Here is a 22,383-nt window from a genome sequence, read left to right on the forward strand (position 1 = left end):
CTTACCGTCCAATCATACCATGCCTTCTACTCTCTGTTCAATCAAATTCTCAAAAATGCTCTCAATGTCCTCACGATTCAGGAAGCCATTCTCTCCGCATCGTTACAACTGGCACATATAACCTAATTTTTTGCGTTATTTTTTCTTCCACTCTATCGTCCCTTTCAAGGGCTTTTCTTTTTGTTTGGCAGAGATATCCGCACGAAAAATGTTCAAAGCTGTCGTATTTTTGCCGCAATTTTAAAAATCCGGATAACAGTCAGAAAAAAGAGAAATCCTCAGTGCCTTGCGGCTCTGAGGATTTCTCCTGGTGGAGACTGGCAGACTCGAACTGTCGACCTCCTGCGTGTGAAGCAGGCGCTCTAACCAGCTGAGCTAAGCCTCCATACACAACTCCAGACGCAGTCTGGATGGTGACCCGTACGGGATTCGAACCCATGTTACAGCCGTGAAAGGGCCGTGTCTTAACCACTTGACCAACGGGCCTGATGAACTTGTGATCCCTTTCGGGACTTCCATGAAGCGCCAGGCACTTCATGGAAGTTTGGTAGCGGCACCTGGATTTGAACCGGGGACACTGCGGGTATGAACCGCATGCTCTAGCCAACTGAGCTATGCCGCCAAGCAAGGCGCCCACAACGGGCACAAATTACTATACCAGAACAGGTCCCTTTTTGTCAAGCATTTCTTCAAAATTATTTTTATCAGGAGGGCCCCCTTTGAGAGCCCTCCTGATGGAACGCGGTCTCAGAGCTTGTTGCCGGGGAAGGCCACAGGCTCACCCTTGAAGACCTGGACGATCTCCTCGCAGCAGGTGTGAGTGCAGCGCAGAACGGAGTCCTCGGTGGCAGCGCCCATGTGGGGGGTCAGCACGATGTTCTCCATGGTCACGAAGGGGTGATCCAGGGGCAGGGGCTCCTTCTCGAACACGTCCAGAGCGGCGCCGAACAGCTTGCCCTCCTGCAGGGCGCGGATCAGATCCTCCTCCACGATCAGATCGCCGCGGGCGCAGTTGATGAAGGAAGCGGTGGGCTTCATCATGCTGAACTGCTTGTAGCCGATGGAGTGGCGGGTGGAGGGATTGGACTGCAGATGGATGCTGACGTAATCGGCCTGCTGCCAGACCTCGTCGGCGGTGGCCTTCAGCTCGATGGGCAGCTTCAGGTTCTCCTGCTTCAGGAAGGGATCATAGCCGATGGCCTTCATGCCGAAGCCCTCGATGAGGATCTTGGCGAAGCACTGGCTGATACGGCCGCAGCCGATGAGGCCGATGGTATGTCCGGTGAGGTCGTGGGTGCCGGTGAGGTCATAGCGGACGTTGAAGTTGCCGCTCCGCATCTGATGGTCCACATAGCGATACCGCTGGGCGCACATCAGCAGCAGCATGGTGGCATGCTCCGCCACGGTCTGCATGTTGCCGGCGGGGGAGTAGACGACCTGAATGCCCTTCTTGGTGGCATAGTCGATGTCGATGTTGTCCAGACCAGCGCCCTGCTTGGCGATGACCTTCAGGTTGGGGCTGGCGTCCATCATGGCAGGGGTGATCTTGTCCACGCGGCAGAAAATGCCGTCCACCTGGTTGTCGGCGATCTCCTTGATCCAGCCGGCCTCGTCGCCGCACTGAGAGGTGATGACCTCCACATCGTGCTCAGCCATATACTGAATGCCGCTGTCATCCATGTGCTTCAGGGTGATAACTTTATAGCCCATTTTTACATTCCTCCTGCAAAAATATGATGATGTCACGGTGCGCACAGCCGCCGTTTCCGCGGACTGTCTCTGCTGAAATGAAAGAATTCATGCAAAAGCAACCCTGTACCTTCCAGGCATTTGCTCCGGAATCCGCGCATCTCTATTTAGAGTATTCTAATGTGGTTTTGCAAAGAAGTCAACAGAGCGCCGGCAAAATTATGAATAAAATCTTGCATGAAATTTTGCCGGATATGACAGCCGCGTTTATCGCTTCAGACCGCGGAGGACGGAGTAGTTCCCATAATCCGCCACAGAGGACAGGTTGCTGAGGCAGACGCTGTCCACGCCGAAGAAGGCGCACAGCCGCACCCGCGCTGCCACCGCCTGTTCGTCATGGAACCAGACCACGGTCCTGGTGATTTTGCTGGCGCCCGGCATCATCTGGGTGAGATAGGCCTCGGCATACCGGCGGGAATAGTAGATATCCGTGCTGGGAGACAGCAGCATCTCCTGGATCTGATCCGCCAGGATGCTGCCGGTGAACTTGCCCCCAGTCCAGCTCAGCCCCGTTGTGGACAGCCACAGGCTGCATTTGGACAGGTCGATCCGGCCCTTCAGAGACACCAGTCCGTAGTAGATCTCCTCCAGCGGCTCCTGGGGCCCCGTGGGGAAGCCGTTGACCGTCTTCTTATAGGCGTCCACCCGCAGGATCAGACGGTCCGCCGCCGCGGCGAGGGCCTTATAGTCGTAGCCGTTGTCCGCCGTATCCACGGCAGGGGCATCCGCCGTGACATACAGCAGTTTCCCGTCTCCCATCAGAGAGCGGATCTTCTGCGTCAGGGACGTATAGCCCGCTTTGTAAGAGCTGCCCAGATCCTCGATATCCAGCAGGATGCCGTCATAGTCCACAGCCGCCTTGGCGGCGGCCTTGGCGCCGTCGTTAAGGGCGGACTGGGACCGGAGCAGATCCTTGCTGCCGGAGATCCGCAGCACCGCCTTGGCTCCCGCCTCCGCCAGACGGGTCCGGAACTTCGCAAGCTCATCGGCATCCATCGTCATGGGTGCCAGGGAGCCGTTGGACAGCAGCCGGGCGCTGGACAGCACCACCACATCACAGCCGTCGATATTGGCCATCTCAAAGGATCCGGCGACGCCGATCCGCTCAGGGCTTCTTCCGGTGCAGCAGCGGTAGACCCGCATCAGCATGGCCACCGCCTGTTCCCGGGTGGCGGTCTGATCCGGAGAGAACGTAGTGGCGCTGGTCCCGCCGGAGATCCCCAGATAGTAGGCCATGGTCAGATATCCCTTGTTGGAATCCACATCCGTAAAGGGGCAGGACAGACCCTGATCCAGACCGGCCATGGAAGTATAGCCCAGGGCGCGGATCAGCGTGACGGCCATTTCCTCCCGGGTGATGGGATCATTGGGCCGGAACCTGTCGCTCTGCAAAGTCACCGCGCCGTTGGCGCAGGCGGTCTCCACGGCGCTGTAGTACCAGGCGCCGGTGTCCTGGACGTCGGTAAAGGTGCCCTCCGCCGGGCGCACGGTCTCCCAGCCGAACAGGCGGCACAGGATCACGGTGAACGCCGCCCGGGTCATGGGATGTCCCAGTCCGAAGGTGTCCGCCGTCTCGCCCTGGACCAGTCCCGCCTCCACCGCCTGAGCGATATCGGACGCGGCCCAGTATCCGGCGGGTACGTCGCGGAATTTCAGGGACACAGCCCCGGACGGCGTCACCGCCAGAGTGCTCACCAGCGCACATACCAGCAGGCCGGCAAGCCAGTGTTTCAGTTTGCTCATGGGTATCCTCCTCGTCGGTAAAAGCGGCCGGCAGTCTCTGCCGAAGCCGCATATTTCCGGGATTTGAAAAACTTCCCTCCGGGTATTCTAGCAGAGAATGCCCATTTCGTCAAAGGGAAGCCGTCGTTTTTTGCCGCAGAACGCCCGTTTGCATGCCATTTTTTTAATTTTTTGGCAATGTTTGAAGAAATAAAATTTTTTTCTTGACTTTCACGCGGTGTCTGCTATAATAATAACGCTGTCCCGTTGAGACAGTGCAAGTGAATAGATACTTGAGCAGCTATGGAGAAGTCGCCTAGTTGGTCGAGGGCGCATGATTGGAAATCATGTAGGCCCCTAAAGGGTCTCGAGGGTTCGAATCCCTCCTTCTCCGCCAGAGAAAAACCGTGTAACCGTAATGGTTACACGGTTTTTCTTTTTTCCACCATCCCCAGCTCCGAGGCCAGCAGATCTATGACCTGCCGCGCAAAAACGGCCGGCAGCACAAGCCGCCGGCCGAAAATCGGATGATCTTGCTCTCTTTTCCTGGCAGGGAACGGTCCGCATTCGCCGGAACCGCTCTTTGGACGCAGATCACAGTTTGAAGTCTTCTCCGCTCAGCTTCGTCAGTTCGCTGAAGATGGCGATATTGCCCACCAGCGCACGCTCCATAAAGTCAATGCGGCACATGTCCACAGGCCGGTGGCAGTAATACTCCTGCATGGGAGAGTAACCGATGGCGGCCACACCGTGGCGGCCGCAAATCATGGCCAAATCGGTGCCGAAATCCCAATAGGAATAGGACACGGGCTCGCCGATTCCGGCCAGGCCCTTGGCCGCGGCGGCCACAAAGGGATGATCCTCCGCAATGCGCCAGCCCTCCTTGATGTTGGGCAGCGCCACTTCCTTGCCGGTATAGGTGGTCCTGGGCACCGTGGACACCTTGACGGCGGCGCGGAAGTCCGGGTCCTCGGCGTGGAGCCGGTCAATGATCTCCTGGATCTCCCGGACGGCGTCCTCCGGCGTCTCAGTGGGCACCAGGCGGCGGTCATAGGTGATGCTGCATCGGTCCGGCACGATGCACATGGCGCCGGGGGTGCAGCTGATGATGGTCAGGGCAATGCTGGACTTGCCCAGCTTCTCGTCCACCTGGAACTCCTCGGCGTACCGCTTTTCCACGGCGTCAATGAGCTTCATGGCCTTGTTGACGGCGTTGACGCCCAGCCAGGGCGTGCTGCCGTGACTGGTGACGCCGGAGACCTCCACGTTCAGCTCCACACGGCCGCGGTGGCCGCAGTAGATCTTCAGAGAAGTGGCCTCGCAGGACACCACACCGTCCACCGTCAGGCCGCGGGCCGGCAGAGTCTCCTCGTACAGGCCCACCATGCCGATCTGCTCGGCAGGCTCCTCCATGACCACGGCGGAGACCATGTAGTTGCCCTTGAAGCGGTAGCCCTCCTTCTTCAGCCGGGCCAGGATGGCGCCGCTGTAGATCTGGCAGGCAAGGCCGCTCTTGGTGTCGGCGGCGGCGCGGCCATGGATGACCTCCGCTTTCTCCAGTGCGGTACCGGCCTCGTTGTAGATTTCCGCCACGTCGATGACGCCGCCGTATGGCTCGTAGCCGCCCCACTCGGAGGGATCGCCCACATCCACATGGTCCAGGTGTCCGTTATACATAATGGTGGGGCCGTCCTCGGTCCCGCGCACGATGCCCACGATATTGCCCCAGTCATCCCGGAAGGCCTCGTCATAGCCCAGCTTCTGCAGCTCAGACAGGAAAATCTCAGAGACTGCGCCCTCCTGTCCGGACAGTGAGGGGCACCGGATGGCGCGCTGGGCCAGGTCCAGCAGGGCCGGTTTCATTTCAGCAGCCAGTTCTTTTACACGTTTGATCATACGTATCCAATCCCTTTCATTGTAGATTTCCGCAGAGAGATCTGATGTTATCGCAGGCGTTGCCGCTCTGGTCTCGCAGCTCTTTGAGAAACTCTTTAATACATTTTGTATTTATTAATACTTAGACTATAACACAGATCCGAAAATATGCAAGTGGCAGTCTTCCAAAATTTCCGGTGTTTTTCCAGAAAATCTGTGGTTTCAGCCAGTTTCCCTCTGACCGCCATGCATCTTGACACCGTCTGTACGCCATGCTATATTGTATTAAAACGCACATTATGTTTTATGCATAACATTCACTGTGGTACGCTCAAATATACTAATATAGAAAGAGGCAAGTGATCATGGGAAAACGAACGGAATTCCTGTATATGTCTGAGCCGGATGTCATTTCCGCCGGTGTCCTGGACGCCCCGAAATGCATCAACAACGCAGAGGAGGTCTTCCGGCTGCTGGCCCAGGGAGATTATCTGATGGGCGGCAGCAACCACAACAACCACGGCATGTATATCGTCTTTCCCAAGGAGACGCCTTTCCCCAACATGCCGGTGGCAGGCCCTGACCGGCGGTTCGTGGCAATGCCCGCCTATCTGGGCGGGCGGTTCGATATCTGCGGTCAGAAGTGGTACGGCTCCAACGCCGCCAACAAGAAGCACGGCCTGCCCCGTTCCGTCCTGATGGTGACGCTGAACGATAAGGAGACCGGCGAGCCCCTCTGCTTCATGAGCGCCAACCTGATCTCCGCCGCCCGCACGGGCGCCGTGCCGGCGGTGGGCGCCCGGTATCTGGCCCGGAAGGACGCGGAGGTGCTGACCTGCGTGGGCTGCGGTGCCATCGGCAAGGCCTGCATGGAGGCCATCATCACCGAGCTGCCGAATCTGAAAAAGGTCCTCTGCAACAACCACTCTCCGGAGCGGGCCGTCTCCATGGCCAATTACATCACCAGGACCTACGGCATTGAGGCCGAGGCGGAAAGCGATCTGGAGAAAGCCGTCCGTGCGGCGGACGTGATCTCCGTGGCCGCCTCCCGCACCGCGCCGCTGCACTTCCGCCGGGAGTGGGTAAAACCGGGATGTACCATTCTGGCCTCCGGCCCGCTGCAGTGCAACGAGTCCCTCTGGATGGATATGGACATCGTCTACGACCACATCGGCCTGCACCACGCCTACGTGGAAGACGCCATCCAGTCCGGGGACAAGGACGATTATTACAGCGGCGTCATCGGCGGCCCCATCTACCGGCTGATCGACGCCGGACGCAAGCCCGCGCTGGATGACTCCCTTAGCATCGGAAAGATCATCCTTGGCCAGCAGCAGGGCCGGACCAGCGACGATCAGATCATCTGCTTCATCGCCTGCGGCATGGCGGTCTTTGATCTGGGCCTGGGCTACGACCTGTATCACACGGCGCTGGAAAAAGGCATCGGCACCAAGCTGCTGCTGTGGGACAGCCCCAGCCAGTGTGAGGAATGAGCGCGCCGGTCTGAGCGACTGGAAACGCGTTTTCCGAGATCAATGGAGGAGAGAGTCTATGCAGACGAAGATCAAAAACCGAGAGGCCCTGCTCTCCCACGGCGATGTGGAGAGCAGGCGCATCGTGCTGGATATCGCGGAGAAAACCCTGCAGCATCTGGACGCCTGTGAGCGGATCAAAAGCATCGCCCATATGGAGGGGGACGTGCTCTGCGTCGGTCCCCGGAGGTGGGATCTTTCCAAGAAGCGCCATGTCTATCTCATCGGCGCCGGAAAGGCCTGCAACCACATGGCCATGGCCATCGACGAGATCCTGGGGGACCATCTGACCCGGGGCATTGCCATCGTGAAGTTTTCCGAACCCACGGACGTGTTCCGCCGGACAGACGTCTTCGTGGGCGGCCATCCCCTGCCCAACGAGGAGGGCCTGCGGGCCTGCCGGGAGATCCTGAAGCTGGTGGACAGCGCCGGGCCGGAGGATCTGTTCATCGTGGTCATCAGCGGCGGAAGCTCCGCGCTGATGAGCTGTCCCATCGAGGGCATCAGTCTCCAGGATGAGATCGACACCACCGATGTGATGCTGAAATCCGGCGCCAGCATTTACGAGATCAACGCCATTCGCCGCCACATCTCCGCCATGAACGGCGGCATGCTGGCCAAGCGCATCCGGGACCGGGGCGCGGAGCTGATCGGCTTCGGCATCAGCGACGCCGTGGGCACCCCGGCCACCGGCGACATCAGCCAGCCCTATCAGAACTACAAGGGCACGCCCATGGGTCCGGATCAGACCACGCTGGACGATGCCCGCCGGGTCATCCGGGACTACGGCGTGGCAGACCGTCTGCCCAAAACCGTAGTGGACTATCTGATGAACGCGGGCCCGGAGGGCGAGACCCCCAAGGCCTTCCCGGAGAATACGTACTTTCTGCTGAACAGCCTGCCGGACTCCTGTCTGGCAGCCAAGCAGGCGGCGGAGGAAATGGGCCTGCCCGCCGTGATCCTCTCCTCCTTTGTGGAGGGCGAGAGCAGAGACGTGGGCACGATGATGGCCTCCATCGCCAGGGAGATCCAGAACTACGGCAATCCCGTCTGCGCGCCCTGCGTGCTGCTGGCCTCCGGCGAAGCCACCACCCAGATCCTGGACAACGCCAGCATCACCGGCCACGGCGGGCCGGGTCAGGAACTGACCATGAGCTTTGCCATCTCCGCCGAAAAGGCCCCCGGCTGCGCGCTGCTGTCCATCGACTCCGAGGGCAGCGACGGTACAACGCCCGTGGCCGGCGGCATCACGGACTCCACCAGCTACGGCACGGCGCAGAAGAAGGGCGTCGACGTCTTCGCCGCCCTCCGGGGCCACGCCTGCTATGAGGCGCTGGAGGCCATGGGCGACACGGTGTTCACCGGGAACACCGGCACCAACCTGTGCGACCTGAACATTCTGTACGTCCCGGCCATCCCCGGCAGGCCGGCCGTCAGACCCGGCGCCCGCATCAAGTCCGTCCACGCCCGGCAACTCATCGACTGCAAGTGCCGCCCCATGGTGGAGGTGGACGTGGTCACGGAGGACGGCTCCACCGGTACCGGCGCCGCGCCCACCGGCAGCAGCGTGGGCATGTACGAGTCCTGCGTCCTGCGGGACGGCGATCCCGCCGAGTACAACGGCCTCAGCGTCCACAGAGCCGTCGACAATGTCAACAGAATTATCGCGCCGCGGCTCATCGGCCGGGATGTGACGGACCAGAAGGCTTTGGATCAGATCATGATCGATCTGGACGGCACGCCGGACAAGCACATTCTGGGCGGCAACGCCATCTATTCCGTCTCCATCGCCCTCTACCGGGCGGCGGCAGCGGTGGAGCGCCGTCCCCTGTACGACCGGATCGCGGACGGAAAGATCAAAACCGTCCCCATCCCCTCCTTCAACGTCATCAACGGCGGGCGGAACAACGGCATCGTCCAGGCCTTCAACGAGTTCATCGTCATGCCCTACCGGGCGGATGATATTGAGGAGGCGGTGGAGATCGCCGTCAAGGTCTTTCAGGAGCTGGGCTCCGTCATCCGGGAGTACACCGGAAAGCCTCCCGCCGTGGGTGGCTCCTATGGCTGGGTCGCCCCCTCCGAGGACCCGGAGGTCTGCCTGGATCTGATCCAGTCGGCCATCGACCGCTGCGGCTACACCGACAAATGCGCCTTCGCGCTGGACTGCGCCATCAGCGAGATGTACAGCAAGGAGACGAAGACCTACTATCTCAATGGCCGGCAGCGCACCTCCGACGAAATCATCGACTACGTGAAGGGGTTGACGGAGAAGTACAACTTCGTCTTCATCGAGGACATGCTGGACGAGGACGACTGGGAGGGCTGGGCAAAGGCCCACGCCGCCATTACCCGCACGTACCTTATCGCCGACGACTTCACTGTCTCCAACAAGGCGCGCATCACCCGCGCCGTGGAGAACGGCTGCATCGACGGCTTCATTCTGAAGCCCAACCAGGTAGGAACCATCAGCGAGGCGCTGGACGCCCATTACTACGCCCAGGCGCACGGCCTGTTCTCCATCACCTCCGGCCGCAGCGGCGGCGTGGTGGGCGACGTGGTCATGGACATGGCGGTGGGCCTGCAGATCCCGTTTATCAAGAACGGCTGTCCCCGCTCCGGCGAGCGCATCGACAAGCTGAACTTCCTGATGCGGGTCAAGGACGACTATCCCGGCTGCCACATGGCCAGGATCGACGACATCGTGAAGTTCTGATCAACAGTCCCCGCAGGAAAGCCGGGTGCTTTCCTGCGGGGCTGTCCTCTTCCGGTGGGACTCCGCGGGGTTGACTTTTTTTCACGGAACTAGTATGTTACAAGGAGTATCCCGCCGCGCATCCAACTTTTCGCAGCGGCAGAAAGGGGACGTCATATGAAATTTCTGGAGCGCCTTGCCCAAAACGCCCCGCTGTTCACCCGGTCTCAGCAGGCTATCGCCGCCTTTATGCAGAACAATGTGGAGGCCATCGCGTTCTCCACGCTGGAGACCCTCTCCCGCCAGATCGGCGTCTCCACCACCACCGTGATCCGGTTCTCCCGGGCCATCGGCTACAGCGGCTTTTCCGACATGCAGGCCGCTGTGCAGAACGAGATCCAGCAGAAGTCCTCTCTGCCGGAGCGGCTGGACAGCATCGGCCATGAGAGCAGCAACCAGCTGCTGAAGGACGCCTTTGAGATGGACCACGAGAACATCCGTCTGACGCTGGCCGCTCAGAAGGACGCGGATCTCAAGCAGGCGGTGGACTGGGTGTCCAACTCCGACTGTGTGTATATCCTGGGCATGCGCAGCAGCTTTTCCCTTGCCTACTACATGGCCTCCCGGCTGGGGGAGATCAAGAAAAACGTCCGGTTCATCCAGTCTACCGGCATGCTCTATCCGGAGGAGATCGTGGGCGCGGAGAGCGGAGACATCTGCATCGCCTATCTCTTTCCCCGCTACTCCAAGACGGCCACCAATATCCTGCGCTGGCTGCGGAGCCGGGGCGTGAAGGTGATCCTCATCACGTCCATGAACTACACCGCCGTGCAGTCCTGCGGAGATGTGATCCTCCCCTGCGCCATCCGCAGCGTCGCCTACAAGAATTCCCTGACGGCTCCCATCTGCCTGACCAACTATCTGGTGGCGGAATTTGCCCGTCAGAACTATGAGGAGTCCAAGGAAGTCCTCTCCCGCACGGAATCCGTCCTCAGCAGCGGATATTATCTGGGGCTGTGACCTCCGGCGGACGCCATGCGCCGCCGGTGTCCCGGCCCGCCCCCTCCATGCAGGCAAGATCCCCCGGCCCGTGACGCAGGTCACAGGCCGGGGGATCGTTTTCACATATTACAGTGCGGTGCCCCGGGTGGGACGCCGGAAGCGGCGCATGTCCGCGCCCTCCAGCTCCAGAAGGGCGATCTTGGCGTCCAGACCGCCGCCGAAGCCCGTCAGACTGCCGCCGGTCCCTACGCAGCGGTGGCAGGGGATCAGGATGCCGATGGGATTCCTGCCCACAGCTCCGCCCACCGCCCGGGCGGACTGCCGCCGTCCGGTGACCGTCTCCAGCCGTTGTGCGATGGCCCCATAGGTGATGGTCTCCCCCCAGGGCACGGTCTGAAGCTCCGCCCAGACTTGCCGCTGGAACGGTGTTCCGTCAGGGCGGAGCGGCGGCGCTTCGCCGGGATCCCGGCCCTGAAAATAGATCTCCAACCACCGGCGGGTCTCATCAAACACGGGCAGATCCTCCCGCCGTTCCGCCTCCCGGAAGCCCTCCGGCACATGGCGCCATTTGGGAAAGGTCAATCCCGTCAGTGCCTCGCCATCGGAGAGGAGGGACAGGTCGCCCAGCGGGCTGTCAACGATGGCCGTGTAATTCATGCGGCAGCTCCATCCGCGGGAACGGCATCTTCCGCCGGAAGCGTCCCGTCCTCCGGCTGGACCGCAGGCTCCGGCAGCGCGAACTGGGTCACCGCACCGGCAGAGGGTGCCGCGCTGGAAAGGCGCTCCACGGAGTTGGCTCCCTGCGCTACGCCGCCCGCGGAGGCGGCATAGCGGATCGTCACCTCATCGCCCACGTTCAGCAGGATGGCCAGGGGGATCCTGTCGGCGGTGAGCTGATAGAAGTCCTCGCCGCCCTCCAGCCGGACGAAATAGGACGTGGTACCGCTGATGACCGCGCTGCGGATCTCCGCGATGACGCCGGTGACCGTCAGCTGATCGCTGGGCTCCGCTTCCGCCTTGTCCTGGTCGATGAGCTTGTTCTCCGCCAGCGCCTGCCGGTAATTGGTCTCGCAGGCGGCCACGGTATTGCCGGTGGACACGATCTGATACTGCTGGACGTTGACCATGGCGTACATCTTCACCAGGCCCGCCGCGTCCTTCAGCGCCATGAAGTAGGTGGGCTGGTCTGCGATGTTCAGCAGCAGCGGGAAGGTGGCCACGTACTTCATCTGCTGGACCTGGCCTTCGGCGGATCGCTGGGCAGAGTCCTCGGTGGCGCCGGCCACGGAGTAGAAGTGGGTCTCCTTGGTCCGCTGGTTGCTCAGCAGGAAGCCGATGTTGGACTGGTCGCTGGTGACAGAGGTGACGCCGGTGTACATATATACGTCGTCGCCGATGGCGATATAGTTGTAGCCGTCGGTGGTCTGGGTCACGTCCCGCTGGCCCAGGATGGAGTTGATGAAGCCGTTTTTATAGAGGCCGTAGTAGTCGTACTGCTCCATGATCAGGTCCGCCACATACACCTGGTCCACCCAGGCGGGGACCTCCTCGTAGTATTCGCTCTCGCCGGTGATGGCGTTCACCAGCACGGCGCCCCTGATGTCCGTGCCGCCGAACAGGCCGATGGTCTTCACCAGCCGGGGACAGACCCACCAGGGCGTGCCCTCCTCGTCGATCTCAAACACAGGCTCGGCGAACATCATGGTGGGATAGGCGAACCGGATGTGCCGGTACAGGTTGCGGCCGAAGTGCTCGGCGGTGGTGTACTTCATGCCCTCCGGCAGACGCACCACCGTTACGTCCTGGGTCACCATGTCCACGATGAGATAGGCGGGCAGGCCGCCGGAACGGTTGGTGAACCACTTGACGATGTCCGCGTAGCCCAAAGATGTTACCCGGACCGGGCGGCCCTGATAGTTGATCTGGGTGTAGTTGTCCAGCACCTCGAACTGGGAGACCATGTCCGCCAGCTCACCCAGCTTCCGGGCCCCCAGACGGGCGGCGGAATCCCGGTCCAGCATGGGGATCTGGTCGAAGCTGATCTCGTCCACCTCGGCGGCGAAGTCGCCGGTCTCCACGGTCAGCAGCTTGCTGTAGCTGGAGGCCCGCAGTACCACCCAGGAGCTGATGGAGCCGATGGCGATGGCCGCGATCAGGGCGATGAACAGCAGGAAGGGCACGGTGCACTGCTTCCGGACGAAGTGGGCGTAGCCCTTGATGCCGTCTCCCTGGAAACCGGAGGTGATCACCGCGCAGACGCAATAAACCGCGCAGCACAGGAACACGAACATATAGAACTCCTCGGCGTGGAAGTTCAGGGCGGGCAGCTCCAGATAGAAGTAGACGGCGGCGAACACCAGCGTCACCGCCAGGTTGATGAGGGTCCGGGTGAAGGCGTTGCCGATGGCCTTCCGGGGCTTGCGGGGCTTTTTCTCCCGCTGGAACTGGCTGAAGTCCGGCTGGCCGCCGTCAGCGCCGGCGCCGCCGGGATTGAATCCGCCGAAATTGAATGTGAACGGCATGGGATATCTTCCTCCTTTGTGTGATGGCATGATGCTGTCTTTGTATATAGCATAGCGGAAATGTGTGAACAAATCAAGCCGCATATCCCGGAACCCGCCCGGAAAGAAAATCATTGACAGACGCCGCCGCGGCGTGTATACTTTGAGCAATTGAATCAGGATATCTTCAGGGCGGGGTGCGATTCCCCACCGGTGGTAAAGCCCACGAGCCGCAAGGCATGATTCGGTGCAACTCCGAAGCCGACAGTACAGTCTGGATGAAAGAAGATCCTCGACGCAGGGATGTCTTCCTGCGCGTTCTGTGTATGCTCTGAAATGCTCGTCATTTCAGGGTTTTCTTTTTTGACAGGACGCGCGGGCCCCTTTGCCGTTCCATCATGCCTTGAACCATCCGTTCAAGGCATTTTTTGTTGTCCGGAGGCAGACTATGACAGACGAGACCTATATGCGCCGGGCCATTGTTCTGGCGGAGCGGGGCGCGGGCTGGACGTCTCCCAATCCCATGGTGGGCGCCGTCATCGTGAAGGACGGCCGGATCATCGGCGAGGGCTGGCACCGGCGGTACGGCGAGGCCCACGCGGAGCGCAATGCCCTGCAAAGCTGCACGGAATCCCCGGTGGGGGCCGTGCTGTACGTCACCCTGGAGCCCTGCTGCCACCACGGGAAGCAGCCGCCCTGCACCGACGCCATTCTGGAGGCCGGCATCCGCCGGGTAGCCGTCGGCTCCGGCGATCCCAACCCCCTGGTGGTGGGAAAGGGTGTGGAGCTCCTGCGTTCCCACGGCGTGACGGTGGACACCGGCGTCCTGAAAGAGGAGTGCGACGCCCTGAACCCGGTGTTTTTCCACTTCATTCAGACGAAACGGCCCTATGTGGTGATAAAATACGCCATGACCATGGACGGAAAGATCGCCACCCGCACCGGGGACTCCCAATGGATCACCGGAGAGGCCGCCCGGCAGCGGGTCCATCAGGACCGGCACCGGTATTCTGCCATCATGGCGGGGGTGGGCACCGTACTGGCGGACGATCCCCTGCTGACCTGCCGGATGGAGGGCGGGAAAAACCCCGTCCGGATCATCTGCGACTCTCATCTGCGGACGCCGCCGGACAGCCGCGTCGTCCGCACCGCCCGGGAGGTCCCCACCATTCTGGCCGCCGCGGCCCCGCCGCCGGAGTGCCGGAAAGCGCTGGAGGACGCGGGCTGTCAGGTGTGGGACCTGCCGGGGCCGGAGGGCCGGGTGGACCTGAACGCCCTGATGGACCGGCTGGGGGCGCGGGGCATCGACAGCGTTCTGCTGGAGGGCGGCGGCGAACTGAACTGGGCGGCGCTGCACAGCGGCATCGTCCAAAAAGTGCAGGCCTACATCGCCCCCAAGCTATTCGGCGGCACGGCGGCTAAGTCCCCCATCGCGGGCCTGGGCGTGGAGACCCCCGCCCAGGCGGTGCGGCTGGTCCGCACCACCGTCACACAGATCGGGGAGGACTTTTTGCTGGAAAGCCAGGTGGAGACGGATGTTCACGGGGATCGTTGAGGAGATGGGCGTCATTCGGGCCATCCGGCGGGGCGCCCACTCGTCGGTGCTGTCCATCGGGGCGATGGCCATCCTGTCGGACCTGAAAATTGGCGACAGCGTGGCGGTGAACGGCGTCTGTCTCACCGCCACCGGAGCGGACAGCGGCGGCTTCACCGCCGACGTCATGCATGAGACGCTGGACCGCTCCTCTCTGGGGGCCCTGTCCGTGGGGAGCCGGGTGAATCTGGAGCGGGCCATGGCGGTGGACGGGCGCTTCGGCGGCCACATCGTCTCCGGCCACATCGACGGCACCGGCCGCATCACCGCCACCCGCCGGGACGACAACGCCGTTTGGTACACGGTGGAGGCTGCCCCGGCCCTGCTGCGGTACGTGGTGGAGAAGGGCTCCGTCACCATCGACGGCATCAGCCTGACGGTTGCCACCGTCACGGAGAGGAACTTCTCCGTGTCCGTCATCCCCCACACCGCCGCCGTCACCATTCTGGGGGAGAAACGGGCCGGCGACACGGTGAATCTGGAGACGGACATCATCGGCAAATATGTGGAAAAGCTGCTGCGGCCACAGCCGGAGACGCCGCCTCCCGGCGGCATCACCTGGGACTTTCTGGCGGAGAACGGTTTTTGATACAACCAAAGGAGGAACTGTCATATGGAACAGCAATACTGCACCGTGGAGGAGGCCCTGGAGGAGCTGCGGGCGGGCCGCATCATCATCTCCATCGACGATCCGGACCGGGAGAACGAGGGCGACATGATCTGCGCCGCCCAGTTCGCCACCACGGAGAACGTCAATTTCATGGCCACCCACGCCAAGGGCCTCATCTGCACGCCCATGAGCGAGGAGGTGGCCGCCCGGCTGGGGCTGGAGCAGATGGTGAAGGTCAACACGGACAACCACTGCACCGCCTTCACCGTGTCCATCGACCATGTGGACACCACCACCGGCATCTCGGCGGAGGAGCGGGGCTACACCTGCCGCAAGTGCGCGGACCCGTCCACCCGGCCGGAGGACCTGCGCCGTCCCGGCCACGTGTTCCCGCTGGTGGCCCGGTGGGGCGGCGTGCTGACCCGGAACGGCCACACGGAGGCCACGGTGGACCTGTGCCGTCTGGCGGGGCTGACCCAGTGCGGACTGTGCTGCGAGATCATGCGGGACGACGGAACCATGATGCGCACCACGGAGCTGCTGGGAAAGGCCCGGGAGTGGGGCATGAAGGTCATCACCATCAAGGCCCTGCAGGACTACTGCCGTCTCCACGACAAGCATGTGGTCCGGGAGGCCTGCGCCAAGCTGCCCACCCGCTGCGGGGAGTTCCGGATCTACGGCTACGTCAACGACCTCACCGGCGAGCATCACGTGGCGCTGGTGAAGGGCGACATCGGCGACGGACGGGACGTGCTGTGCCGGGTCCACTCCGAATGCCTCACCGGCGACGTGTTCGGCTCCCGCCGCTGCGACTGCGGCCAACAGCTCTCTGCCGCCATGCAGCAGATCCAGCAGGAGGGCCGGGGCGTTCTGCTGTACATGCGCCAGGAGGGCCGGGGCATCGGCCTGATCAACAAGCTGAAGGCCTACGAGCTCCAGGAGCGGGGCTTCGACACCGTGGACGCCAACGTCAGGCTGGGCTTCGCTCCGGACCTGCGGGAGTACTGGACCGGCGCCCAGATCCTCCGGGATCTGGGCATCCGGACCATGCGGCTCCTGACCAACAATCCCGACAAGGTCTATCAGCTGGCGGACTTCGGTCTGGAGATCACGGAGCGGGTGCCCATTCAGGTGGAGGCCAACGAGGACGACCTGTTCTATCTGCGGACGAAGCAGCGCCGCATGGGACATATTCTGAACTACTGATACTGTCATAATCAACACAAACAGGAGGAATGATTTATGAAACTCTACGAAGGCAAGCTGGTGGCGGAAGGCATCAAAGTGGGCATCGTCTGCGCCCGGTTCAACGAATTCATCGTCTCCAAGCTGCTGGGCGGCTGCGAGGACACGCTGCTGCGCCACGGCGTGCAGGCGGAGGATATCTCTGTAGCCTGGGTCCCCGGCGCCTTTGAGATCCCCCTCATCGCCTCCAAAATGGCGAAGAGTGGGAAGTACGACGCCGTCATCGCCCTGGGCGCCGTCATCCGTGGCAACACCTCTCATTATGACTACGTGTGCAGCGAGGTATCCAAGGGCATCGCCGCCGTGGCGCTGGAAAGCGGCATTCCCGTCATGTTCGGCGTTCTCACCACCGACACCATCGAGCAGGCCATTGAGCGGGCCGGCACCAAGGCGGGCAACAAGGGCGCCGAGTGCGCCCAGGGCGCCATTGAGATGGTGAACCTCATCCGGGCGCTGGACGCGTAAGGCATGGTCAACCTCCTCTTTGACTACGACGGGACCCTCCACGACAGCATGCACATCTATACCCCCGCCTTCCAGACGGCCTATGACCGGCTGGTCCGTCTGGGCTATGTGGAGGTCCGGCGCTGATCCGCGGACGAGGTGCGCCAATGGATCGGCCTGTCTCCCGGGGAGATGTGGGGACGCTTCCTGCCGGATCTGCCGTTGGCGGAGAAGCAGACCTCCGGCGCCCTCATCGGCGACCGGATGCTGGCGCTGATCCGGCAGGGGCAGGCCCAGCTGTACCCCGGCGTGCCGGAGGTCCTGGACAGCCTGCGGGACCGGGGATACCGGCTCCTGCTGCTCAGCAACTGTCCCGTGTCCTATCTGGAGGCCCACGCAGCGTTCTTTCACCTGGAGCGGTATTTCCATGGTCTCTTCTGCGGCGAGCAGTTCGGCTACCGGCCCAAGCATGAGATCTGCCGGGAGCTCCAGGCCCGGTATGGCGGCGGTTTTCTGGCCGTCGGCGACCGGCGGCAGGACATGGACATCGCCCGCCGGAACGGCCTGCCGTTCATCGGGTGCGCCTACGGCTACGCCGCCCCCGGCGAGCTGGACGGCGCAGACCGGCTCATCGAAAGCCCGGCGGAGCTTCCCGCTGCCCTGGCGGCTCTGACCGGCACATAAATAAACAGCAGGCACACGGCCCGGAAGGGGCTGTGTGCCTGCTGTCTGCCTATAAAATGTTGAACTTCCACCGGGAGAACGCCTGAAGCGCTGTCGGAGAGATCAGATATCGGAGACCCGGTTACGCCACGCCACCTCGGCGTCCAGTTCCTTCTTCAGCTTCTCGTTCTCGGCCACCAGCTCATCGTAATGACGGCTCTGCACGTAATACTTGACGAAGCTGAAGGTGGCCTCCTCGAACTCCTCCGGAGAATACTGGGGCAGCAGGGAGCCGTTGCTCCGTCTCAGGCCCTGGACGTTGATGACCACCAGGCGGCGATTCTTCTCAGAGAGCTGGATGATCTTCAAAGACTCGGGGATCTCCAGTTTCAGGTCGTACAGTTCATTCACACGCTCCAGCAGCTTCCGCTGTTCCGGCTTGGCAGAGACGACGACGCCGTATTTTTCAAACAGGCTCTTCAGATAATCAGCGGAAACGTCCTCTCTGGTGATGGTTCCCTTGCCGATTCCGGAAAGCATCGTGTTGGACAGGGAAAAGCCGATGTAGACCTCGTTGCCAGTATGCGGATAGCTCATGGTAATGTACCTCCCGATGTCTTCATAGATTTAGATGGCCGCCGCCCTCTATGAAGACATTATAGCACATCTTGCGTAAAAATCAACAAAAATTTACGTAAGTCAAATCTGCATATACGCAACGCAAATTAACTTATTCGCAGCACCCCGCCACCCGGCCGCGAACCCAGCGAAGCACCCGCAAGAGGCGCACCGCATCCGTAAGGTTTCAAAGCCGCCAACAGCTGCGCTGCGGATCGTGGCCGGAAGCGAGGAGCAGCAGAATGAGTGCGCGACGGCTGCGTCAACCAATAAAATACCGCCCCATACGCACCCCTCGCCACTCGGCCGCGAACCCAGCGCAGCGGATCGCGGCCGAAAGCGAAGAAACTTCCTGTCCGACTAAGAAGCCTCGCCGCAGGCGGGGATTCGTGTCAAACAGGAAGTTTCTGAGCTGGAGCAGGGTACGGGAGTCGAACCCGCCTCAGCGGCTTGGGAAGCCGCTGTACTACCGATGTACGAACCCTGCATATTTGATTTTTCACGCTGTGTTTTGCCAGCGGAACGTATTATAACAGAATCTTTTGGCATTTGCAACCCGAAATTTGTCGCCCGGCGCATGAATGGGCCAGCCCCTCTCATATACTGGCAGCAACGATGCAGCTTGGGAGGACCGTCTATGAAAAAGGTATTGGCATTTCTCTGTGCCGCAGTGCTGCTGTCCACCTCCGCCCGTGCCCTGGATGTGGACGCCCCCTCGGCGCTGCTGATGGAGAAGGAGACCGGCACGGTGCTGTTCAGCAAGGGGGAGCATGAGAAGCTGGAGCCTGCCAGCGTCACCAAGGTGATGACCATTCTGCTGACCATGGAGGCCATCGACGCCGGACAGCTGTCCTACGACACCGTCATCACCGCCTCCGCCCATGCCTGTTCCATGGGCGGCAGTCAGATCTGGCTGAAGGAGGGCGAGCAGCTGACGGTGGACGAGATGCTGAAGGCGGTGTGCGTGGTCTCCGCCAACGACTGCGCCGTGGCGCTGGGGGAACAGATCGCCGGCAGCGAGGAGTCCTTTGTGGAGCGGATGAACCAGCGGGCCAGGGAGCTGGGCATGAACGATACCACCTTTCAAAACGCCACTGGCCTTCCGGCGGCGGGCCACGTCACTTCCGCCTATGACATTGCCCTCATGAGCCGGGAGCTGATCCTGCACCATCCGGATATTCGGAAATACACCACCATCTGGATGGACACCCTGCGGAACGGCGCGTCCCAGCTGGTGAACACCAATAAGCTCATCCGCTTCTACGAGGGTGCCACCGGTTTGAAGACCGGCTCCACCGATGCCGCCAAATACTGTCTGTCCGCCACGGCGGAGCGGGACGGCATGGAGCTCATCGCCGTCATCATGAAGGACGCCACCTCCGCCCAGCGGTTCGAGGACGCCAAGGCGCTGCTGAACTACGGGTTTTCCACCTATTCCCTGGTGAACGTCACCGCCGACCAGGTGCTGGCGCCCATCCCGGTGTCTCTGGGCACCCAGGCCACGGTGCAGCCGGTGATCGAGCAGAAGTCCCTGCTGCTGGAAAAAGCCAAGGCCGGCACGCTGACCCGGGACGTCACGATGACGGATCATGTCCAGGCCCCCGTGTCCGCGGGCGACCCGCTGGGGACCCTGACGGTGTCCTCCGGCGAGGAAGTTCTGGCGGAGATCCCCATTCTTGTGGGAGAGGAGGTCCCCCGGATCACCTGGAGCCAGATGCTGCGGCGGCTGCTGCGGAGCGCCTTCCTGGCGGGGTGAGCCGTCCATCTGGAAAACCGCATCCAATTTCTGCAAGACTTTTACAAACGTCTCTTGTCTCCGGCGCCAAAGAATGGTATAATTGCACGAAAGAATCCCCTTCTTTCGGGGGGAGAGAGAAAGGAACGTCGATCTATTATGGTGAACGTCAAGCTGTTTCACATGAAGAAATTCATCCCCATGCCTTACGAGGAGGCCCTGGTGCCCCGCCTCCAGATCGCCCAGGAGAAGCTGCAGAACGCCACAGGCGCCGGCAGCGACTTTGTGGGCTGGGTCCATCTGCCCCGCGCTTTTGACCGGGCGGAATTCGCCCGCATCAAGCAGGCGGCGGCCAAGATCCAGGGGAACTCCAAGGCGCTGGTGGTCATCGGCATCGGCGGATCCTATCTGGGCGCCCGGGGCGTCATCGAGTGCCTTTGCTCTCCCAACTACAACCTGAAGAAGAAGTCCACCCCCAACGTCTACTTCGTGGGCAACGGCCTGTCCGCCGACAGCCTCAACGAGGTCATGGAGCTGCTGGGCGACGATGACTTCTCCGTCAACGTCATCTCCAAGTCCGGCACCACCACCGAGCCTGCCGTGGCCTTCCGGTTCTTCCGGGAGAAGCTGGTGGAGAAGTACGGCCGCGAGGGCGCCAGGGAGCGCATCTTCGCCACCACCGACAAGGCCCGGGGCGCCCTGAAGTCCCTGGCGGACGCCGAGGGCTGGGAGACCTTCGTGGTGCCCGACGACGTGGGCGGCCGCTACTCTGTCCTTACCGCCGTGGGCCTGCTGCCCATCGCCGTCACCGGCATCGACATCGACGCGCTGATGACCGGTGCCGCCAAGATGATGGACACCTGCGTCCAGTCCGGCTGTGACGAGAACCCGGCCTGGCGCTACGCCGCCACCCGGTATCAGTTGTACCGCTCCGGCAAGACCGTGGAGATCCTGGGCTGCTACGATCCCGCCTTCCGGTTCATGGCCGAGTGGTGGAAGCAGCTCTACGGTGAGAGCGAGGGCAAGGAGGGCAAGGGCCTGTTCCCCGCCAGCGTGGAGTTCACCGCAGACCTCCACTCCATGGGCCAGTACATCCAGGAGGGCCAGCGGCTGATGTTCGAGACCATCGTCCGCTTCGGCGCCTCTGAGCACGAGCTGCTGGTGCCCCGGGACGAGCAGGACGGCGACGGCCTGAACTTCCTGGCCGGCAAGTCTCTGGACTTCATTCGGGACCGCGCCACCGAGGGCACGCTGCTGGCCCACACCGAGGGCGGCGTCCCCAACCTCATTGTGGAGGCCGACGGCCGCAACGCCGACTCCCTGGGCCAGCTGATCTACTTCTTCGAGTACGCCTGCGGCCTGTCCGGCTACCTGCTGGACGTGAATCCCTTCGATCAGCCCGGCGTGGAGGCCTACAAGAAGAACATGTTCGCCCTGCTGGGCAAGCCCGGCTACGAGGATCGGAAGGCCGAGCTGGAGGCAAAGCTGGGCGAGTAAATCCCCGAAATTTCAAGAGACCGCAGGGTATCTGCGGTCCCTTCAGCGTGTCGAAAAATCCGCGTTTAACAGAAATCACTTTCAAAAAGGGGAGCTCGAGGGGGCGGAGCCCGCCTCGAATTGGATCAAATGTCTGCAAAAAGCCTGCGCCAGCAGGTGTTTGCGCCGCGCAGCGGCAGATTTTCGGACCGCATAGCGGTCCGAAAATCGAGACATTAGGCAGGCTGTCGGAAAAGTCTCTGGACTTTTTCGACAGCCTGAGGGACCGCAGGCCATCTGCGGTCCCTTGAATTTTTAGCATTATGAACAAAGTTTAAATTCCCTTTTTTGCATTGTAATTTACCTGGATTTATGCTATTCTTAGTCCAAGCAATCCTCTCTCCACCCCGGGGAGATATCCGCAATTCTATGATTACAGGAGTGATTTACTATGGTCAGACTGATTATGGGCGTGAAAGGCTCCGGCAAGACCAAGCAACTGATCGAAATGATCAACAACGCGGCGAAGGACGAGCCCGGCAACGTGGTCTGCATTGAGGCCAATCCCACCCTGACTTACGATATCCACTATCATATCCGGCTCATCGACGCCCATGCGTATAAGCTCAACAGCTTCGAGCTGTTCCGCGGCTTCATCAGCGGCCTGTACGCCGGCAACTACGACATCTCCCACGTGTTCATCGACAATCTGTGCAAGACCGTGGGCTGCGAGGTCGGCCGGGAGACCGAGGAGTTCCTGAACTGGCTGGATGTCTTCGGTGAGCAGAACAACATCAAATTCACTGTCACCGTCAGCGGCGACCCCGCCTTTGCGACGGACGGCATGAAGAAATATATGTAAGCCATCTGACTTTTCAAATAAAACATCCCTTTGTCCCGCCTGGAACAGAGGGATGTTTTTTGC

The 22,383-nt window shown here is 61.5% G+C and carries 18 protein-coding genes, 5 tRNA genes and 1 riboswitch; of the genes, 13 read left to right on the top strand and 10 right to left on the bottom strand.

From position 1 onward, the window contains the following. Nucleotides 1-308 precede the first annotated feature (308 nt). The 5 genes from ACTNBU_RS04870 to ACTNBU_RS04890 form a co-directional block, all read right to left on the bottom strand. Nucleotides 309-385: transfer RNA gene (locus ACTNBU_RS04870), tRNA-Val, on the bottom strand. A 26-nt stretch (nt 386-411) separates the two neighbouring features. Then, nucleotides 412-486: transfer RNA gene (locus ACTNBU_RS04875), tRNA-Glu, on the bottom strand. 59 nt (nt 487-545) lie between these two features. Beyond that, nucleotides 546-622: transfer RNA gene (locus tag ACTNBU_RS04880), tRNA-Met, on the bottom strand. Nucleotides 623-747: 125 nt separating this feature from the next. After that, nucleotides 748-1,710, bottom strand: coding sequence for a hydroxyacid dehydrogenase (locus tag ACTNBU_RS04885; RefSeq protein WP_441031388.1), 963 nt, complete (start codon nt 1,708-1,710; stop codon nt 748-750). Between the two features lie 246 nt (nt 1,711-1,956). Further along, a complete protein-coding gene (locus tag ACTNBU_RS04890; protein WP_441031389.1) occupies nt 1,957-3,492 on the bottom strand; it encodes an S-layer homology domain-containing protein in 1,536 nt (511 codons plus the stop codon). Nucleotides 3,493-3,776: 284 nt separating this feature from the next. Between ACTNBU_RS04890 and ACTNBU_RS04895 the strand changes: the two genes are divergently transcribed. After that, nucleotides 3,777-3,868 (top strand) — tRNA-Ser (locus ACTNBU_RS04895). Between the two features lie 197 nt (nt 3,869-4,065). Here the strand turns inward: ACTNBU_RS04895 and ACTNBU_RS04900 are convergent. After that, nucleotides 4,066-5,367, bottom strand: a complete 1,302-nt coding sequence (locus ACTNBU_RS04900; RefSeq protein ID WP_441031391.1) for a M20/M25/M40 family metallo-hydrolase — start codon at nt 5,365-5,367, stop codon at nt 4,066-4,068. Between the two features lie 344 nt (nt 5,368-5,711). Between ACTNBU_RS04900 and ACTNBU_RS04905 the strand changes: the two genes are divergently transcribed. From ACTNBU_RS04905 to ACTNBU_RS04915, 3 genes are all read left to right on the top strand, one after another. Next, complete coding sequence (locus tag ACTNBU_RS04905; RefSeq protein ID WP_441031393.1) at nt 5,712-6,839, top strand: tyramine oxidase subunit B; 1,128 nt, start codon at nt 5,712-5,714, stop codon at nt 6,837-6,839. A 58-nt stretch (nt 6,840-6,897) separates the two neighbouring features. Next, on the top strand, nt 6,898-9,591 hold the full coding sequence (gene eno, locus ACTNBU_RS04910; RefSeq protein ID WP_441031395.1) for a phosphopyruvate hydratase: 2,694 nt from the start codon (nt 6,898-6,900) through the stop codon (nt 9,589-9,591). 156 nt (nt 9,592-9,747) lie between these two features. After that, complete coding sequence (locus ACTNBU_RS04915) at nt 9,748-10,590, top strand: MurR/RpiR family transcriptional regulator (protein ID WP_441031397.1); 843 nt, start codon at nt 9,748-9,750, stop codon at nt 10,588-10,590. 108 nt (nt 10,591-10,698) lie between these two features. Here the strand turns inward: ACTNBU_RS04915 and ACTNBU_RS04920 are convergent, their stop codons facing one another. Next, on the bottom strand, nt 10,699-11,229 hold the full coding sequence (locus ACTNBU_RS04920; protein WP_441031399.1) for a methylated-DNA--[protein]-cysteine S-methyltransferase: 531 nt from the start codon (nt 11,227-11,229) through the stop codon (nt 10,699-10,701). Further along, nucleotides 11,226-13,094 carry a CvpA family protein gene (locus tag ACTNBU_RS04925; RefSeq protein ID WP_441031401.1) on the bottom strand — a complete coding sequence of 623 codons (1,869 nt, stop codon included), beginning with the start codon at nt 13,092-13,094 and terminating at the stop codon, nt 11,226-11,228. Before ACTNBU_RS04925 ends, ACTNBU_RS04920 begins: the two co-directional genes overlap by 4 nt. 158 nt (nt 13,095-13,252) lie before the next feature. Next, a riboswitch (FMN riboswitch) is annotated at nt 13,253-13,367 on the top strand. Nucleotides 13,368-13,521: 154 nt separating this feature from the next. On the opposite strand from ACTNBU_RS04925, the gene ribD reads away from it, so the two are divergent. Genes ribD through ACTNBU_RS04955 form a run of 6 tightly spaced genes read left to right on the top strand, consistent with a single transcriptional unit; the run spans nt 13,522 to nt 17,650 of the window. Further along, a complete protein-coding gene (gene ribD / locus ACTNBU_RS04930; RefSeq protein ID WP_441031402.1) occupies nt 13,522-14,628 on the top strand; it encodes a bifunctional diaminohydroxyphosphoribosylaminopyrimidine deaminase/5-amino-6-(5-phosphoribosylamino)uracil reductase RibD in 1,107 nt (368 codons plus the stop codon). Continuing rightward, complete coding sequence (locus ACTNBU_RS04935) at nt 14,609-15,256, top strand: riboflavin synthase (RefSeq protein WP_441031404.1); 648 nt, start codon at nt 14,609-14,611, stop codon at nt 15,254-15,256. The genes ribD and ACTNBU_RS04935 overlap by 20 nt, the downstream gene beginning before the upstream one ends. A 24-nt stretch (nt 15,257-15,280) precedes the next feature. Then, the gene (locus ACTNBU_RS04940; protein WP_441031406.1) at nt 15,281-16,483 is read left to right on the top strand and encodes a bifunctional 3,4-dihydroxy-2-butanone-4-phosphate synthase/GTP cyclohydrolase II; all 1,203 of its coding nucleotides are present in this window, start codon (nt 15,281-15,283) and stop codon (nt 16,481-16,483) included. Nucleotides 16,484-16,519: 36 nt separating this feature from the next. Further along, a complete protein-coding gene (gene ribH, locus ACTNBU_RS04945) occupies nt 16,520-16,987 on the top strand; it encodes a 6,7-dimethyl-8-ribityllumazine synthase (RefSeq protein ID WP_441031408.1) in 468 nt (155 codons plus the stop codon). A 3-nt stretch (nt 16,988-16,990) separates the two neighbouring features. Beyond that, nucleotides 16,991-17,113 carry a hypothetical protein gene (locus ACTNBU_RS04950; RefSeq protein WP_441031410.1) on the top strand — a complete coding sequence of 41 codons (123 nt, stop codon included), beginning with the start codon at nt 16,991-16,993 and terminating at the stop codon, nt 17,111-17,113. A 12-nt stretch (nt 17,114-17,125) separates the two neighbouring features. Further along, entirely contained in the window at nt 17,126-17,650 is a 525-nt protein-coding gene (locus tag ACTNBU_RS04955; RefSeq protein ID WP_441031411.1) for an HAD family hydrolase, read from the top strand. A gap of 102 nt (nt 17,651-17,752) precedes the next feature. Here ACTNBU_RS04955 and ACTNBU_RS04960 read toward each other — a convergent pair whose 3' ends face one another. Further along, nucleotides 17,753-18,226: a hypothetical protein gene (locus ACTNBU_RS04960; RefSeq protein WP_441031413.1), complete on the bottom strand. Its 474-nt coding sequence runs from the start codon at nt 18,224-18,226 to the stop codon at nt 17,753-17,755. 434 nt (nt 18,227-18,660) lie between these two features. Further along, nucleotides 18,661-18,734: transfer RNA gene (locus ACTNBU_RS04965), tRNA-Gly, on the bottom strand. Between the two features lie 150 nt (nt 18,735-18,884). Between ACTNBU_RS04965 and ACTNBU_RS04970 the strand changes: the two genes are divergently transcribed. From ACTNBU_RS04970 to ACTNBU_RS04980, 3 genes are all read left to right on the top strand, one after another. Beyond that, nucleotides 18,885-20,003, top strand: a complete 1,119-nt coding sequence (locus ACTNBU_RS04970) for a D-alanyl-D-alanine carboxypeptidase family protein (protein ID WP_441031415.1) — start codon at nt 18,885-18,887, stop codon at nt 20,001-20,003. A gap of 138 nt (nt 20,004-20,141) precedes the next feature. Next, complete coding sequence (locus ACTNBU_RS04975) at nt 20,142-21,479, top strand: glucose-6-phosphate isomerase (protein ID WP_441031417.1); 1,338 nt, start codon at nt 20,142-20,144, stop codon at nt 21,477-21,479. Between the two features lie 430 nt (nt 21,480-21,909). Further along, on the top strand, nt 21,910-22,320 hold the full coding sequence (locus ACTNBU_RS04980) for a hypothetical protein (RefSeq protein WP_441031418.1): 411 nt from the start codon (nt 21,910-21,912) through the stop codon (nt 22,318-22,320). Nucleotides 22,321-22,383 lie beyond the last annotated feature (63 nt).

Source organism: Dysosmobacter sp. HCP28S3_G4, assembly GCF_052065175.1.
Classification (GTDB): Bacteria; Bacillota; Clostridia; order Oscillospirales; family Oscillospiraceae; genus Oscillibacter.